A 16,064-nucleotide genomic window follows, 5' to 3' on the forward strand; every position below is an offset into this window, starting at 1 on the left:
TATACACACAAAAAATTACAATCGAAGCAAAGCGTAAATCGGAAGATGATCGGAATATCCCTCTCCCAAATGGTGTTTAGGGTAATTGCGGCTTTGCTGCCATCGATAGATTTTTCCCTTGTTAAAGAGATAGGGAGGATCGAATCGTCCGAAACTTCCCCGTACATACTCCATACCTTCACCATCCGCTAATGCCGGAGAGATGATGATATTATCCAACCCTTCTCCTTTCCCTTTGTACTGATGGCTCCATCGTTTGTCTTCGTCAATTTCATACCAAAGATTATAGAGCGACCCATTAGAGGTTTGGAGCGAAGTGTACGTGATGGGATTTCCCTCGTCATCAATTGTTTTGAGAATGTTATTGATTCCCGTAATCCCATCGGTATCATTGTGTTTACGACTTTTAAGAAATGTTTTGTACTCTTCGTAATGGGAGTTAAAATCACCTATCAGGATAAACGGCTCATCTTTAGGAAGCTCGTTGAGTCGCAGAAGAAGGCGTTTTGCACAGGCTATCCGTTCACTCTCGGGGCCGCTTTTTGATTTCCAATGGTTGACGAAAACACGCAGTATTTGATTGTTGATGTTGATTTTGGCTTCTAAAATATCACGGTATTTTCCATTGCGGCTAACCGGAAGCTTGAGGGCACTTTGAATCGGATAGCGGCTGAGAAGGGCTGTATTGACCGCCGAATTCGGAGTGCGTGCAAATGCATAATATTGGTAGTACAGACCTTGGCGGTTGAGCTCGGCTTTGAGATCTTTGAGCGCTGTTTCGGACTCGATTTCCTCTAAACCGATAATATCGGCTCCGATATCTTTGATGACAGTTGCCGTATGGCGCAGTTTTGTCCGATACATGGCATCATCCCACCCCCACGAACCGTTAGGGACGTACTCTTCATACTCGGTGCCGTCATTGTTCATGTCGAACAGATTTTCAACGTTATAGGTTGCGATTTTCACTTCGACCCCTCCTAAAAGCGACATCAATAATGTCAATAGCCACAGAAATCGCACTTATTCGATTCCGCTCAAACGGAGGAGATTTTTGCTTTCGCATTCACGACCCATCATCTCTACAAACAGCTCCTGCATGCTTTGCGATCCCCCTTTGGCCAGTACGACATCTTTATACTTTCGTGCGAGTTCTGAGCCGAAAACACCTTCATCCACAATGGCGTAATAAGCATCGGCACTGAGTACTTCCGCCCATTTATAGCTGTAATATCCGGCACTGTATCCGCCGCTGAAAATATGGCTGAATCCGTTTTGGAATTTGTTATATTCAGGAGGTCGGATAAGAGCGGTTTTCGCACGAACACTGTTCAGAAGATTTTGGATCTCGTCCCCTTGATAGAGCTTTGAATGAAGTTCGAAATCAAAAAGGGAAAATTCGACCTGCCGTAACATAAACATACCGCTTTGAAAGTTTTTGGCTCGAATCAGTTTGGCGATCATCTCATCACTGAGAATTTCACCGGTTTCATGGTGTTTTGCAAACAGTTTCAGCACTTTAGGCTCATACGCAAAATTTTCCAAAAACTGAGAAGGAAATTCGACTGCATCCCATTCAACACCGTTGACGCCGCTGACTCCGTGTTCTTTAACCTTGCTCAAAAGGTGATGAAGCGTGTGCCCCATCTCGTGAAAGAGGGTGACAACATCATCATGGCGCAGGAGTGATGGGGATGTTTCAGAAGAGGGGGGAAAATTACATACGACAAAAGCACTGGAAAGATGGGTACACCCGGCCGTGTCACAATGGTGGGTTTGGAAATTATTCATCCATGCGCCGCCGCGTTTATTTTTGCGGGATTCGAGGTCAAAATAGACGCGAGCCATAAGTTCGTCATCTTCATAAACATCATAGGCACTTGCCTTGTCATCCCAAAGGCTTAACTCAATTTCTTCAAAACGGATACCGAACAGTACGTTCAGGAAGGTAAACATTCCATTCATCACACTGCGTTGTTCAAAATAGGGACGATATTCCTCTTCATCGATATCGTATTGCGCTTTTTTGAGGATTTCACCGTAGTAGGCGGTGTCGTAGCTTTGTAAATCGATACCCGGAGCGATGGCACGCAGTTCTTCAAGCTCACGCATCCCTTGCTTACGGGAAGCCTCAACAAGGGAGTTTAAAAAATCCAAAACACTTTCAGTGCTCGGAGCCATTTTGGAGGCGAGAGAATACTCGGCATAGTTCTCAAAGCCTAAGAGTTGTGCACTCTCTTGGCGAAGCGCCATCAACTCATCGATAATTACACCGTTTTGGGGTGCACGGGTCGTGTAGGCACGGTACAGCTCCTCTCGGATAGAACGGTTCGGTCCATAGGTCATATAAGCGATATATGAGGGCATTTGAAGGGTAAAACGGTATTTGCTAACGCCGTCTTCTTCGAAACGGGCATTTTCCAAATCACTTTCGGGGATTCCTTCAACATCGGCGGCATCCGTTATGATTTTTTCATAAGCGTTGGTTGCATCCAAAACATTTTGGGAAAAGTCATTTGTCAGAGTGCTTTTACGAAGATTGATTTCTGAGAGGCGTTGTTTGGAGGCATCATCCAGATGGGCACCTGCAAGTTCAAAATGGAGAATATTGAGATCCAAAATACGGCGTTCTTCCGTATTGAGAGTATCGTATTCGTTCTCTTTGATTACTTTAAACGCTTCATAGATAGCGAGGTTTTGACCGATAAAGGTGGAATAGTCGGTGAGAATCGGGAGGGCATCCGCATAGACTTTTTGGGATTCTTCCGAATTTTTAACGGCATTGATATGGGATAACGGAGTAAATAAAAGTTCCATATCTTCTTCCATCAAATCAAAAGGGCGGACAAAATTGGCATAGGTTTTATTCGGTATTGCCAGTGAATCGGCAATCGTTTTATGGTTAATTTCGATTAAGGCACTTAAATCGGGTATAAAGGTCTCTAAATCAAGTTTAAAATCGGCAAATGGTTGCATAGTATCTCCTATAGTTGCGTTATTGTAGTAAAGTGTATCAAAAAGTATTCTATAATTCGACAATTTGTCATAGAATAAAGGTTTATTAAAATGAGTGCAAAAATCAAACTACTACTTCGTTATATCTTTGTCGGAGCATTATCCTTGTTCCCCTTGATTTTGGTAATCGTGGTGGTCAACTATCTGAAAAATCTCGGAATAAGTGCCTATTTATCATTGCACGATTATACCGATTCATTTGAATTGACTTTAGCATTGATGGCAGGGGTTATCGCTGTTTTTGCATTGCTTGGATTTTCGATTGAAAAATACGGGCGATCAATTTTTGTCTCGATGATTGACAGCACTTTTGATAAAATCCCTGCTATCCGTTCTGTCTATTCGGTTTCAAAAAAACTCGCAGCTATGCTCTCCGGCGGTGAGGACGGAACGAAAAAAGAGGTTGTCTTGGTTGAATATCCCAAAGAGGGATTGTGGGTTCCGGCCTATCTGCTCAATCGTCATGAAAATATTTGTGTTGTATTTATCCCGACCTCTCCGAATCCTACAAGCGGATATACGGTGCTGGTGGATGAATCATTGATTAAAAAAACGTCGCTCTCTCTTCAGGAAGCCTCATCGTTCATCATTAGTATGGGAGCTGACTTTCCACAAAAAGAAAAAGTATCCATGCTGATTCAGAACGCTAATGAAATAAAATCCCATTAGCTACGCTAGCCGCTATGGCACTAAAGCTTGCCTCGTTCGAGGCAGAATTAACTTATTCAAACTCATCAAACTTCGGTTCCAACGCTTTAAACCGCTCGATGAGGAGTTTTTGATAGAGCGGAGCATTGTCAAAAAGTTTTTTGAGTGACGCGGTTCCATACGCTTCGCTCAAAGAAGAATCTACAACAATATAGGAGAGGTAAACGGTATTTTCATTAATCGCAAATTGCAACCGTTCCAACTTCGTATTTTCACTCAGAAGATAATCATACAATAGATCAATATTTTCCTGCGGGATACGGCAAAGTGCCGAATCGGCAATTACAATTCCGTTATCGTAGTAGTTGATATCGATACGCGATTTTTCTCTCTCAAAACGCCAGCTTCTCTGACTTCGGCGAGAAAGGGTAACATTGATTTCCAACTTTTCCAAAATCTTTTCGACCAATGCTACAACACCTGATGGAGTATACCCTTCGCGCCGACGTTTGGCAACTTCTAGTTTTGTACCGCATTTAGGGCAATAGTCGTTTTGGATGGTCGGCTCAAGAATCAAATTTTTGCAGGAGACACATCGGATGATGTCACTTTGTTTCAGTGCATTAAACTGATCCAATGCTTCTTTGAGGGTATAGGCGGGGAGGGCAAATCCGAGATTATTTGAATTTTGGATAATAAAGGTGTTAACGCCGATCACTTTCGCTGCTTCGTTGAGCAGCGGCCCTCCGCTGTTTCCCGGATTGATTGCGGCATCAAATTGGATGTATTCCACTTCTCCTTGCAATCGAGATGCTTTGGAAACGATTCCTTCCGTTGTAGAGTAGTTCAGACCGTAGGGATGGCCGATTGCGATAACTCCGTCTCCGTCTTGAACGGACTCTGTTGAGAGGACTAGAGGATGATTTCGCTCTATAGGGATCGGAGAACGGATAAATGCAAGATCGAATGCCGGATCATCATAGACTACCGTTCCGATGGTTTTAGGAAGCGTTTTGGTACTGATGAGCACCTCTTTCAGTCCGCTGACGACATGGGAGTTGGTGATAATGAGGCCATCGATCAAAAATCCGCTTCCGCTTCCGTAGGGGTTGGTAATCTGGACGATACTTTCGATTGTCTGCTCGACCATTTTTTGGGTTGCTGTATTCATCCTTACACTTCCGTATAATCGAGAGTTTTGATTTGGAGATAAAAACTTTGGCTGAAGTGATCCAAGTCACTAAAGTTCAACAGATCGGCAAAATTACGCAGTGATTTGTAACGACTTGTGTAGGGTTCGATCACTTCAGCGATTCGCTGTGCTATCAGGTTTTCTTTGAACGTTCGCGTGATGGGATCATAGAGAGGAATTTCCCCTTCTCCTTCGAAAAAGTCAAAGGCATAGACTTCAACATGCAGATGGAGCAATGCCCGCAGTGAAGGATGAAGCCCGTAATTGTAGAGAATATAGAGGGAGATATAGCGATAAATGACACTGATTACATAGGTGGATCGGTTGTTTTTATACCAACGCACTTTGATCAACGATTCGTCGATAAAAGAGGCGATTTCATCATGCATCGCCTGCTCAAACGGGGAAAAGGTATACGCAGAATCGTAAAACTGGGTTGAAAAGGTGTTGATATCCATCGTTTCGAGTTCATTCAGGTATTTTTCCAAATCGGCATTTTTATCTTCGGTGAGTTTTTCATCGTCCATAAAATAGCCGTTGATTTTTTCACTGATATTTTTTGCCATTTTTTTATGAGGAAGGAAGAGATAGTCGATTTTGAGCAAAAGGGTTAAATAACTAAACGATGCCATCCCCGTATTATCGTTAGACAACAGTCCAATGAGACTCTGTTTTGTCTCTTGAATCCATTTTTGCATCATGTCAAAGTTTCGTTGAATTTTGATCGGATCCACCGGATTAAGATGCTCGTAATCCAGGAGTGCCGATTCTTCAAATTCGCTGGCGATAAACTCTTTTTCAAAATCAGCGTTCAGGGCAATTTCTCGCAGCGGAAAAAATATTTTTTGCGGAGTGATGGTTGCGTTGTCCAAGAAGATAGAGAGTTTGATGATCCCATCCGAATTGCTGAAACGACAATAGGTGAGCTGAAAATTACGTTCTAAAAAACGGCGTTTGGTTGCCACGTGGAGTTTGGAACTTACGGCAATATCGGCGTACGCTTCGAGTGAAGTCGGGGTGACTTTCCCTTTGATCAATGCGTATCCCTGAAATAAAGTAAAACGGAGGAATTCGTTGTCCCGTTCGATACTCAGATGGGGAAGGCTAAAGGAAGTTTCGGTGTGGATAATCGATGATAAAAAATACTCATACCCTCCGAGAATATCACCCTGAATTAAGGCTTCTGAAGCGCTTTCAAAAAGCTCTTTTTCTTGAGGGTTTGGAAGGGCATGAATTCCTCTTCCATAACGCGGAGCAGAGTGCATGGGAGACGGTTTCAACCAAGCTTTTATAGTATCGAATAGCTTCACCCCTGATTTTCCTTCTCTTCTTATCAGGCTAGTGTAATCAAAGCAACCTTAAAGCGACGATAAAGTATAATACGCGACATTTACAAAGGGGGTTGTATGGGCTATAAACGTGTTTTAGTGAAGTTCTCCGGCGAGGCATTGGCTGGTGAAAACGGTTACGGCATCGATACGAAAATCCTCAAATTTATTGCCACAGAGATTAAAACCCTCGTTGACGCGGGAATCGAAGTGGGTATCGTCATCGGTGGCGGTAACATCATTCGCGGTGTTACTGCAGCACAAGACGGGATTATCCGTCGAACATCCGGTGACTATATGGGGATGTTGGCAACCGTGATTAATGCGATTGCAATGCAAGAAGCGTGTGAACACGAGGGGATGTTAGTCCGCGTGCAAAGTGCTATCAAAATGGAACAAATTGCTGAAGCCTTTATCGTTCGTCGTGCAACTCGTCATTTGGAACGCGGACGTGTGGTAATTTTTGCTGCAGGAACCGGGAATCCGTTCTTTACGACCGACACAGCCGCAACACTCCGTGCCATTGAAATCGGGGCTGAGGTTATCATCAAAGCGACTAAAGTAGATGGCGTATACGATAAAGACCCGAAAAAATTCGATGATGCGATCAAGCTTCCTAGACTTGGTTACGAGCAAGCGTTGCAAGACCATATTAAAGTAATGGACGATACCTCTATCGCGTTGGCAAAAGAGAACAAACTGCCGATCATCGTATGTGACATGTTCACTCCGGGCAATCTTCTCGAAATCATTCAGGGTAACTTAGACAGCTGCTCTATCGTACAATAAATCTCACATAAGGAAAAAACATGAGACTCGAACAATTGACTGCAAAAGCACTTGAAACTGCAAACATCGACCGTTACCAATTGGCTATCGCCGTCGCTAAACGCTCTGAAGAGCTTCTAAACGGAGCAACTACAAAACTAAATGTTGATCTAAAAAAAGCTAAAACGGCAGACATTGCTTTGATGGAGATTGCTGAAGGGCATATCACTATCAAAGGCTTTGTAGACCGAGACTAATTTTTTACTAAAGTCACATCATTGAATACGATAGATATTGAAAAAGTAACTGGGATCAATGATGTTGAGAGTGCGATTGCATATCTCTACAAGCATATAAATCCTTCCTCTGCTATTCAAAATGCTCTTGCATTTTCCCAACAAGCACATCAAAATCAGTTTCGAAAAAGCGGTGAACCCTATATTGTTCATCCTGTTTTAGTTGCATCGATTGTTGCAAATATAACGGGTGATGAAGCTATGGTTATTGCTGCATTGCTTCATGATGTCATCGAAGATACCCATATCACTATTGATGAAGTCTCCCGTGATTACGGTATTGATGTTGCCCACTTGGTTGAGGGATTGACAAAAATCGATACCATCCGTGATGCTGAACTTATCCCGTCTCATTCAGATGAAAAACTCGTTGTTTCGGCTCTTTCTTTTCGGAAAATGCTGATTGCTTCGATTGAAGATGTTCGGGTGTTGGTTGTCAAATTGTGTGACCGTCTTCATAACATGTTGACTTTGGGTGCATTGGCACCTGCAAAACAGCACCGTATCGCAGAAGAGACACTGGTCGTTTATGCTCCGATCGCAAGTCGATTAGGGATCTCTTTTCTCAAAAATTTATTGGAAAATTTGAGTTTCCAATATCTTTTTGTCGAAGAAAAACGGGCTATCGATATGTATTTGGAAGAAAACTATCGCTCTATCAATGCACGTTTGAGTAATTTCTGCGAAAAACTGACCAAAATGATGCTGGAAAACGGGTTTTGTCAGGAAGATTTTGAAATCCTCAGCCGTGTGAAGCATCACTATTCCATTTATCTTAAAATGCAGCGAAAAGGGATCAGCATCGACGAGATCCTTGATCTATTGGCGGTACGTATTTTGGTTAAAAAACCGCTGGACTGCTATCGTGTTTTCGGTATGGTTCATCTTAATTTTCAACCGCTCAGTTCACGTTTTAAAGATTACATTGCGATTCCGAAAGAGAACGGCTACCAGACACTTCATACTTCGGTATTTGATTCGACGGCGATTTTCGAGGTGCAGATCCGTACCTATGAAATGCATAAAACGGCAGAACTCGGTGTTGCTGCACACTGGAAATACAAAAGCGGCGGCAATAATCCGATCAGTCTCGATTGGCTCCATAATCTTCAGTACCAAAACGAATCGGTTGAAGCATTTTATGAGCTTATCAAAAATGATCTCTTCAGCGAAGATATCAGTGTTTTCTCTCCAAAAGGAAAACCGTTTACCCTTCCGCGCGGAGCAGTTGCCCTTGATTTTGCCTATGCGGTACATACTGAGATCGGTGACAGTGCAGAGGGGTGTTTGATCAATAAAGAAAAAGCATCTTTGTTGAGCGAATTGCATAATGGCGATATTGTTAAAATCACGACAGCATCGAAAAAAGTCAACCGATGCAGTTGGATTGATGCGGTTAAAACGTCGCGGGCAAAAGCAAGCATGCGCGCTAACTGCAATCAGCGTATCCGAGCAATTGATACCGATACAGGCGTCAATATCATGACGACTATTTTTAGTATTGATTCTTCCAAAGCGGATGAATTATTTCAGCAAACCCATCTTGAAGAACAACGATCCCGTATACCGAGAGAATTGGATTTGCTCAAAGAGACCGTAAATCGGTTCAGTCAGGAGATCGGTGAAAATAAACGTTTTAGCGCTTTCTTGTCCAGGAACCGATTTAAAGTTAAACCGTACGTTTTTGCCTCTTTGGAAGTTTATTCGAACAGTAGTGTCGGCGATGCTGTATTTGATTATTGCTGTCATCCCAAAACGGGGGATGAGATCGTTGCTTTTTTACAAGAAGGCAAGGCCCACATTCACCATAAAATGTGTAAAAATGCCGCGGTGATGATTGATCGTAGAGAACCGATGGTCTTTGTACGATGGAAAGCACAGCACTATTATCGCTACCACTTGATCATCAGTATGCAAAGTGCGCAAGGGGCATTGGCGGATTTACTCACCTATATGGCAAAAATGGGTGCCGATATCAACAGTATCGAACTGGGAAAAGAGAAATCGGAGCATACTCAATATTGTGAAATGGAGTTTCAAACCCTCGAAGCGGATATTAATCGCTTACGCTCCAAACTGGAGAGAAAAGGGAAAATCATACAATTTTTTCGGACGGACGATGCGTACCGAAGCCAAGGATAAATCATGATACAAACAGCCTTACGAGAGATTAGACGTGGTACTGCCGAAATTATCGATGAAGCACGTATTGAAATACTTCTTAAAAATTATTTTGAAAAAGGTCAAACCTATACGGTTAAGGCAGGGTTTGATCCAACCGCTCCCGATTTGCACTTGGGACATACGGTTCTACTTCAAAAATTGGCAGCTTTTCAAAAATTCGGAGCCCATATTCAGTTCTTAATCGGAGATTTTACGGCACAGATCGGTGATCCGACCGGTAAAAGTGAGACCCGTAAAAAATTGCTTCCGGCACAGATCGAAGAGAATGCGCAAAGCTATAAAAGCCAAGTATTTAAAATTCTCGATCCAGAAAAAACAACGGTCGTCTTTAATTCGGAGTGGATTAATCCTTTGGGTGCGGCAGGGATGCTGGAACTCACTACTACGTACAACGTAGCGCGTATGTTGGAGCGCGATGACTTTGATAAACGTCATAAAGCGGGGATTTCAATCTCCATCAGCGAATTCTTATATCCGCTCCTCCAAGGATATGACAGCGTCCATCTCAAAAGCGATATTGAAATCGGCGGGACAGATCAAAAATTCAACCTTTTGATGGGTCGGCATCTGCAGCGTGTATATGAAATCGGCAAAGAGCAAGCCGTTCTTATGATGCCGATTTTAGAAGGATTGGACGGCGTACAGAAAATGTCCAAATCGCTAGGGAATTACATTGCCGTAGCGGATGCTCCGAATGAGATGTTCGGGAAAATCCTCAGTATCAGCGATACGTTGATGTGGCGTTATTATGAACTTTTGAGTGCCCTCAGTCTTGATGAGATCGAAGCGTTAAAAATCGGAGTTGAAAATGGTTCTCTTCACCCTAAAAAGGTAAAAGAAGCGTTGGCATTGGAAATTACGGAACGATTCCATTCTCGCGATGCGGCAGTGAATGCTCAGGCTGAATTTGAACGCGTTCATGCACAAAGTGAAATCCCGACTGAAATGGATGAATTCAGCATTGAAGGGGCTGTCTGGATTGCTAAAGCTTTAGTGGATTGTGCCCTTAGCCCTTCTACTTCCCAAGCCCGTCGGGAGATTAAGCAAGGCTCTGTTAAAATCGATCAAATCAAACTGAGCGACGAACAGTACCAACTCGAAGTGGGTGAATATATCCTACAGGTTGGAAAACGAAAATTTGCGCGATTAAAGGTGACCCAATGAGCTTCAAACCAATTAAAATCGGCAAACATACCATTCGGATTCCTATTGTGCAAGGGGGAATGGGTGTCGGTATCAGCTGGGATAAATTAGCAGGAGCTGTTTCGGCAGAAGGCGGTCTCGGTGTCATCAGTTCTGTCGGAACCGGATATTATGAGAATAAAGCATTCGCGGATAAGCTGATCGCTAACCGACCATTGGATGCAGAGAATTTTTACTCCAAAAAAGGGCTTATGGCCATTGTAGAAAATGCCCGTAAAATTTGCGGAAATGCTCCGTTAGCCTGTAATGTCCTGTATGCGATTAACGATTACGGAAGAGTTGTGCATGATGCATGTGAAGCCGGAGTAGATATTATCATTACCGGTGCCGGGTTGCCGACAAATATGCCGGAGTTTACAGCGGATTATCCCGATGTCGCACTTGTGCCGATTGTTTCTTCGGCTAAAGCTCTTTCGATTATTTGCAAACGCTGGCAAAAACGTTATAACCGTCTTCCTGATGCGGTTGTCCTTGAAGGGCCTCTAAGCGGGGGACATCAAGGATTTACCTACGAGCAATGTGCAATGGAAGAGTATCAACTCGAAAATCTTGTCCGTCCTGTCGTTGAGGAAGCAGCCTTGTGGGGTAATATCCCTGTTATAGCTGCCGGGGGTGTTTGGGATAAAAATGACATCGATGCTATGATGGCATTGGGTGCAAGCGGAGTCCAAATGGGAACCCGTTTTATCGGCACGTATGAGTGTGATGCTCATGAAAACTTTAAACAAGTGCTTATGGATGCCAAAGAAGAGGACATTACGCTGATGAAATCACCGGTAGGGTATCCGGCACGCGGCGTACGGACAAATTTACGCAATCTTATCGATACTCGTACCGGTCCTTCGATTAAGTGTATCTCCAATTGTGTCGCTCCCTGCAATCGCGGTGTTGAAGCGAAAGAGGTCGGCTTTTGTATTGCAGACCGTTTAAGTGATGCGTATAACGGAGATGTTGAATTAGGTCTTTTCTTCTCTGGCAGCAACGGGTACCGAATCGATAAAATTATCTCCGTCAAAGAATTGATGGAAAAATTAACGAAAGGGGAGTAGCTTCAGCGTGCTGATCCGTATTCTCTTGACTCTATTGTTAATGATGACATCTCTAATGGGAGTTAATCTATCCGACCGTTTGGACTCGGCAAGTAAGGCATTAGAGAGCAATGATGAGATCGAACAGTTCCGAGGCTATAATGAGTTTAAAACACTTTATCTTCGAGCTATGTTGGATAAAAACACTACATTGGCTCATGAAGCCCTTGAAGGGATTGTCGAAAGCGGGGTAAAACTCGGAATTGACGTCAGTAAATATCAAGCCGATCTTGCAAAGCTCAATGCAAAAGCAACCGATTCAGCTCCTGTAACAGCAACAACGCAAGATAGCGTAATCATTTCTTCGGAGACGGCTACTCTACCGGCACCGCTCGTCAATAAGTTCGTTACACCCAAACCTGAGAAAATGATCACAGTTGAACCGATTCTTCATAAAACTGAAGTTTCAATGACGATGAGACATCGTTTACTTGATGCCAAATGGAAAGACAAAGGGCTTGAATTGCTTTTTGATACCCCTTTGGTGCCTACTGAAATCAAGATGTCTAAAATTATTGAGGCGGATAAACAGCGATTTCGATACATCATCGATATTGATTCGTCCACACTCTCACGCAGTCAGACATTGGAACATCAAAATATTAATCGAATTCAAGTGGCACAATTCAACTCCAAAACAATCCGTTTGGTCATTGAACACAATCAGGCTATTTCCATCAAAGCTACACCGCAAGGATCAACACTCTATATTGATCTTTCTCTTGAACCTCCTAAAATTACCCCTCCACTCGCAACACTTCCGGTATCCAAGCCGGAAGTACAGGAACCTCCTCTAATAGCGGCCCTTCCGCCGCTTGTAACGGTTACACCGCGTGATCGAAGTAAAAAAATAATTGTGATTGATCCGGGTCATGGGGGCAAAGACAGCGGTGCGACCGGTAATGGTTTGATGGAAAAAGACATCGTTTTGCAGATCGGAACGATTCTTGCGGAAAAACTTCGCTCACAAGGGTATACCGTACATATGACGCGAAGTAACGATACGTTTATTGAACTGAAAGATCGCACCAAATTTGCGAATGATAAAGAGGCGGATCTTTTTATCTCTATCCATGCCAACTCCATTCCAAAAACATCGGATCCTGCCGCCGCCCAAGGACTTGAAACGTATTTCCTCTCCCCTACGCGGAGCGAACGTGCTATGCGCGTTGCGGCATCGGAAAATTCACAGGATATGGGGGAAATGGGTGCGTACGGGAAACTCAGTTTTTTGAGTTTCTTGAATAAAGAGAAAATTATTGCATCCAATAAGCTGGGGATTGATTTACAAAAAGGGATATTGGGAAATTTGCGTAAACAATTTCCCAATGTTCATGATAACGGTGTGAGAGAAGCACCGTTTTGGGTCTTGGTCGGAGCACAGATGCCGGCTGTATTGGTTGAAGTAGGGTATATCAGTAATCCTGATGAGGCCGTTCGAATTGCTAATGATAAGTATCAGCGCTGGATGGTTGATGGATTGGTTGACGGAGTTTCACACTATTTTGCTAACAACAACTAAACTCAGCCAAACAAATATTCGGCTGAGCGCTCTGGCTTGGTTTTATTCTTTGTTGCTTTTTTCATAGAAGTAGTTCGTCGCTTCTACAAATCCTTCAACACTACCGCAGTCAAATCGTTTCCCTTTAAATTTATAGGCGAGGACCATTCCGCTCATGGCTTGGGCCATTAGAGCATCTGTAATTTGGATCTCGCCCCCTTTACCCGGTTTTGTCCGCTCAATAATTCGGAAGATATCAGGGGTAAGGATATAGCGTCCGATGATCGCCAGATTGCTTGGTGCAACTTCAGGATCGGGTTTTTCGACCATATTAGTGATCATATAGACGCCCTCTTCAATCTCTTTTCCTTCGATAATTCCGTATCGGTTGGTTTGGCTAGGATCAACCTCTTCAATTGCGACGATGGAGCATTTGTATTTGTTGTAGAGTGCAACCATCTGAGTCAGTACCCCATCAGCGTTGCCATCACACAAGTCATCCGCCAGGATAACGGCAAAAGGTTCATTTCCGATTAGCGTTTCTCCGGTGAGGATAGCATGCCCTAACCCTTTCATCTCATTTTGACGTGTGTAAGAAAAGGTACATTTGTCGATCAAGATACGGATTTCATCAAGATAATGTTCTTTTGAAGTCCCTTTAATCTGGTGTTCAAGTTCATAGCTTACGTCAAAATGATCTTCTAATGCCCGTTTGCCACGACCTGTCACGATTGCCATCGTATTCATTCCTGCTTCAACTGCTTCTTCTACACCGTATTGGATTAAGGGTTTTGTCAATACAGGAAGCATCTCTTTAGGCATTGCTTTGGTTGCCGGTAAAAAGCGTGTACCGTAACCGGCAGCTGGGAAAAGACATTTTTTAATCATTTTAACTCCTTAATTGTAAACGTTATTTTATCACATTATTCTATAGGAAATCTGTTTACTGTATGATTACAGTATGTACGATACTATTAGACAAACAAGCAAGAGGATAGTATGAAAAAAAAGGTACTTTTAGTATTAATGAGCGGATGTATGTATACATCACTCAGTGCTGCAAACTTTGATGTCGGAGTTTCAGGATCAGATCGCGGGATCAATGGCTTTTCTCTCTCTATCGGTGATTATTATCGTGTACCGCAGCAAGAAATTGTTGTAATAGAGCGCTCTATACCGCGGGATGAAATGAGTGTCGTGTATTATTTGGCACGCGAATCCCATAGAGATCCCCGATATATTCGCGATTTGCGGATACGAGGTTTTAGCTGGTGGGATATTACACTCCGCCTCGGACTAGATCCACGACGTATTTATGTGATTAACAGTCATCGGCACTTTGGTCCTCCGTATGGCGAAGCATATGGGTATAGTAAAAACAGACACCATTTGCGGGATGCAGAAATTGTTGATTTGGTCAATGTCCGTTTTCTATCCGATTATCATCATATTAGTCCGGATGAAGTTATTGACCGTCGTAGAAAAGGTGAACGATACATGAATATCGATGAGCATTACCGCGGATACAATAATCGCATCGAACATCGGGAAATGAGACGAGAAGAACGTCGTGAAGATCGTGGTGATAATGGACGAGGGAACGACCATGGACGTGATCGTTAAACTCTTTTAAACTTCTTCAAATATACGCAATGACGTTGGATTGTTGCGTATATACTCCTGCGCTTCTTCAGTAATGGGACGGTTGGTTGCATAGGTTCGTATACTTGGCCGCCCCTCTAATATAGGATTCTTATCGATGTAGACTGCACAGTCTGCAATAAATGTTTTGAGATCGGAGATTTTTATCTCTTTAAGACGGTCTTCACACCGTATTAAGAGCAGCTCTTTATCTTTTAGCCCAATAAAATCAATTCCATCCGCTTTAACACCATTTGTAATGGTATATCCTTGTTTCTTGAAAGATTGCTCAACCGTAGCAATAAATTGGCTATCGGAAGAGGGAATATCTGTCTGTATTGGTGCGGATGAGTTGATAAATGAGGGTGATTCAGTTTTAAGGATTAATTGTGTGTCTTTTAAAAATTGTTCTTTTTGGCGTATTTCTTTGTCCGTCAATTCTCGTTGTTTCCGAGATACAATAAGTAGTATCCAATATCCTACAGCGACAATTACGAGGAGAGTAAGAAGATTTGCCATGATTATTCCTCAAAAATTTAGATAAATTATACAGGAATTAATGACTATTTAACATAGATGAATAATCTTATTTATTTTGGAGAGAAAGATCCTTTCTCCCTCCTATGCTTTGATAATTTTTACACCATAGATACTCTATCGTATCGACCTTTTTGCCGTTTAAAAGGATATCTTCCTTCTTTAGTGGTTGAATCGTTTCACATTGAAGCGAATCCGGAATATCGGAAAAATGCGAATGAAGTAGGATCAAATCATATCCGACAGGGCTTTCCTTTTCCCAAAGAGCGAATTGTCGGTTGTAGTTATCGAGCACAAATGTTTTAACTCCGTAGGGAAGCGCATAGTAATGCAGTCGGCTCCCATAGCTCCAGTTGGTGACGGCTAATGCCTTTTTAGAAGAGGGAAGGGTGTTTAGGAGGGCTACACCGTCATGGATTTGAGTGTCAAATCCGTAAATATCACGAAACGGGGATTTGTAATCAGGGAAACTTCCCCATTTTCCAAAAAGTTCTGCGTGTAAAACAATACTGAGCAGCAATGAAATGAGAATACCAATACGTGCAATCGATCCGTATTTTCCTCCACGGGACAGCAGAACAACGGTTCCTATCGGGATAAATAAAAGATAAAAAAGTGCGGGCCAATGAGGTAAAACAGGCTTTAAAAACGAGGTTAATATAA

Annotated in this window: 14 protein-coding genes and 1 pseudogene; 8 read left to right on the top strand and 7 right to left on the bottom strand. The window is 42.8% G+C overall.

Features of this window, described 5'->3' with window-relative positions; genetic code table 11:
• Window positions 1-15: 15 nt before the first annotated feature.
• Both PHP90_RS07525 and PHP90_RS07530 read right to left on the bottom strand, forming a co-directional pair.
• Window positions 16-1,023, bottom strand: a complete 1,008-nt coding sequence (locus tag PHP90_RS07525) for an endonuclease/exonuclease/phosphatase family protein (protein ID WP_299927643.1) — start codon at window positions 1,021-1,023, stop codon at window positions 16-18.
• Window positions 1,024-2,976: a M3 family metallopeptidase gene (locus tag PHP90_RS07530; RefSeq protein ID WP_299927646.1), complete on the bottom strand. Its 1,953-nt coding sequence runs from the start codon at window positions 2,974-2,976 to the stop codon at window positions 1,024-1,026.
• 90 nt (window positions 2,977-3,066) lie between these two features.
• On the opposite strand from PHP90_RS07530, the gene PHP90_RS07535 reads away from it, so the two are divergent.
• Window positions 3,067-3,684 carry a DUF502 domain-containing protein gene (locus tag PHP90_RS07535; RefSeq protein ID WP_299927650.1) on the top strand — a complete coding sequence of 206 codons (618 nt, stop codon included), beginning with the start codon at window positions 3,067-3,069 and terminating at the stop codon, window positions 3,682-3,684.
• A 52-nt stretch (window positions 3,685-3,736) separates the two neighbouring features.
• On the opposite strand, the gene PHP90_RS07540 is transcribed toward PHP90_RS07535, so the two are convergent.
• Complete coding sequence (locus PHP90_RS07540) at window positions 3,737-4,834, bottom strand: trypsin-like peptidase domain-containing protein (RefSeq protein ID WP_299927653.1); 1,098 nt, start codon at window positions 4,832-4,834, stop codon at window positions 3,737-3,739.
• Between the two features lie 2 nt (window positions 4,835-4,836).
• The gene (locus PHP90_RS07545; protein ID WP_299927656.1) at window positions 4,837-6,165 is read right to left on the bottom strand and encodes a hypothetical protein; all 1,329 of its coding nucleotides are present in this window, start codon (window positions 6,163-6,165) and stop codon (window positions 4,837-4,839) included.
• A gap of 96 nt (window positions 6,166-6,261) precedes the next feature.
• On the opposite strand from PHP90_RS07545, the gene pyrH reads away from it, so the two are divergent.
• Genes pyrH through PHP90_RS07575 form a run of 6 tightly spaced genes read left to right on the top strand, consistent with a single transcriptional unit; the run spans window position 6,262 to window position 13,244 of the window.
• Window positions 6,262-6,972: a UMP kinase gene (gene pyrH / locus PHP90_RS07550; RefSeq protein WP_299927659.1), complete on the top strand. Its 711-nt coding sequence runs from the start codon at window positions 6,262-6,264 to the stop codon at window positions 6,970-6,972.
• A gap of 20 nt (window positions 6,973-6,992) precedes the next feature.
• Window positions 6,993-7,208 carry a DNA-directed RNA polymerase subunit omega gene (locus PHP90_RS07555; protein WP_299927662.1) on the top strand — a complete coding sequence of 72 codons (216 nt, stop codon included), beginning with the start codon at window positions 6,993-6,995 and terminating at the stop codon, window positions 7,206-7,208.
• Window positions 7,209-7,229: 21 nt separating this feature from the next.
• Window positions 7,230-9,389, top strand: coding sequence for a RelA/SpoT family protein (locus PHP90_RS07560; protein ID WP_299927665.1), 2,160 nt, complete (start codon window positions 7,230-7,232; stop codon window positions 9,387-9,389).
• 3 nt (window positions 9,390-9,392) lie between these two features.
• Window positions 9,393-10,595: a tyrosine--tRNA ligase gene (gene tyrS / locus PHP90_RS07565; RefSeq protein ID WP_299927668.1), complete on the top strand. Its 1,203-nt coding sequence runs from the start codon at window positions 9,393-9,395 to the stop codon at window positions 10,593-10,595.
• Window positions 10,592-11,683: a nitronate monooxygenase gene (locus tag PHP90_RS07570; RefSeq protein WP_299927671.1), complete on the top strand. Its 1,092-nt coding sequence runs from the start codon at window positions 10,592-10,594 to the stop codon at window positions 11,681-11,683. Before tyrS ends, PHP90_RS07570 begins: the two co-directional genes overlap by 4 nt.
• A 40-nt stretch (window positions 11,684-11,723) precedes the next feature.
• Window positions 11,724-13,244 (top strand): N-acetylmuramoyl-L-alanine amidase, encoded by a 1,521-nt coding sequence (locus tag PHP90_RS07575; RefSeq protein WP_299927675.1) that lies wholly within the window; start codon window positions 11,724-11,726, stop codon window positions 13,242-13,244.
• Between the two features lie 42 nt (window positions 13,245-13,286).
• Here PHP90_RS07575 and galU read toward each other — a convergent pair whose 3' ends face one another.
• On the bottom strand, window positions 13,287-14,111 hold the full coding sequence (gene galU, locus PHP90_RS07580) for a UTP--glucose-1-phosphate uridylyltransferase GalU (RefSeq protein ID WP_299927678.1): 825 nt from the start codon (window positions 14,109-14,111) through the stop codon (window positions 13,287-13,289).
• 111 nt (window positions 14,112-14,222) lie between these two features.
• Here galU and PHP90_RS07585 point away from each other — a divergent pair, with 111 nt between their 5' ends.
• A complete protein-coding gene (locus tag PHP90_RS07585; protein WP_299927681.1) occupies window positions 14,223-14,846 on the top strand; it encodes a hypothetical protein in 624 nt (207 codons plus the stop codon).
• 6 nt (window positions 14,847-14,852) lie between these two features.
• Here the strand turns inward: PHP90_RS07585 and PHP90_RS07590 are convergent, their stop codons facing one another.
• Window positions 14,853-15,383: a hypothetical protein gene (locus PHP90_RS07590; RefSeq protein ID WP_299927684.1), complete on the bottom strand. Its 531-nt coding sequence runs from the start codon at window positions 15,381-15,383 to the stop codon at window positions 14,853-14,855.
• Window positions 15,384-15,450: 67 nt separating this feature from the next.
• Window positions 15,451-16,064 (bottom strand): annotated as a pseudogene (locus PHP90_RS07595) (hypothetical protein); the annotation flags it as partial.

The sequence above is a fragment of the Sulfuricurvum sp. genome (genome assembly GCF_028712165.1).
Classification (GTDB): Bacteria; Campylobacterota; Campylobacteria; order Campylobacterales; family Sulfurimonadaceae; genus Sulfuricurvum.